This is a genomic window from Oceaniferula marina, assembly GCF_013391475.1.
Taxonomy (GTDB): Bacteria; Verrucomicrobiota; Verrucomicrobiia; order Verrucomicrobiales; family Akkermansiaceae; genus Oceaniferula; species Oceaniferula marina.
This window is the reverse complement of record NZ_JACBAZ010000062.1, coordinates 1-959: the sequence shown is the minus strand read 5'-3', so window position 1 is coordinate 959 and position 959 is coordinate 1. Positions and strand designations below refer to the sequence as shown.

The following is a 959-nucleotide window of genomic DNA, read 5'->3' as shown; positions in this document are numbered from 1 at the left end:
AAGGACACGATTAAGTAACGCAACCCGCTGATCTTCAGGTAGCTGCATAACTTCACGTTCTAATTCAACAATCGTGCTCATGTTCTGATTATAGCGCCAAATCGCTCATTCACCAGCCATTTTATTGCCCAACGTAAAGCTCACCCGCCACGATGAAATGGTAGATGAACGAATTAATAGATCCTCCTTTTGAGGAACAGAAACAAAACCTGGCACGGCGGCTACTAGTGGTCGAGTGCAGCGACTTGTTATGCAATTAGTTTCCTCCGTCTTTCCTGATGCTTTTACGAATGACTCGGAATACAGATTTCAGCGAATCTCGATCAAGCATTCATTCCGCCTTGCGAGAATAACCGTTGAATCCACTGAGTGAACAAACTTATGGTTTCATCTTTCGAGCCGATTCGGAATAGTCAACCATCTGAATGATCTGCCTATTTTTTCGCATAACGTAAAGCACACCGGCCGTGATGTAATGGCAGATGAACGATTAAAATTTTCAATGCTGTAGAACAGCCAGAAATACCTGGCCAGTCAGCTACTAACGGTCGGGTGCTGCGACTTGTTCTGCTTTTAATCTTTCCGCGAGCCAAACTTTGACTACGGACTGCCGAGTGACACCTACACGCTTTGCTTCAACATCAAGCGAATTAATCATCCAAATAGGCAGATCTACATTAACCCTACGCTGCTCAAGGCCAGGACGCACGGCCTTGTCCCAGTTCAAGTACTGAGAAATATCTTCACCAGCATCAAATTTCTTATCCAGGTCTTCAGCTTTGATAGTATCCTTGTTCTTCACCATGTCTTGATCTCCTTACTGATATAATACGAACGGAATCGCCTCGCGGTGTGAATATGCCTGTCCAAACCTTCCCCCTTAATTGCGCGATAATGGCAAACCGAGGTTCAGATTCGCTACGAGCTTCAACGATTACACGACGCGGATCTCTCCATAG

2 protein-coding genes are annotated in these 959 nt (G+C 45.3%); both read right to left on the bottom strand.

Translation table 11 applies throughout. The features are described 5' to 3' along the window. Window positions 1–541: 541 nt before the first annotated feature. Window positions 542–784 carry a type II toxin-antitoxin system BrnA family antitoxin gene (gene brnA, locus HW115_RS19545; protein WP_178935358.1) on the bottom strand — a complete coding sequence of 81 codons (243 nt, stop codon included), beginning with the start codon at window positions 782–784 and terminating at the stop codon, window positions 542–544. Continuing rightward, complete coding sequence (locus tag HW115_RS20250) at window positions 774–896, bottom strand: BrnT family toxin (RefSeq protein WP_343219722.1); 123 nt, start codon at window positions 894–896, stop codon at window positions 774–776. Before HW115_RS20250 ends, brnA begins: the two co-directional genes overlap by 11 nt. Between the last annotated feature and the right edge of the window lie 63 nt (window positions 897–959).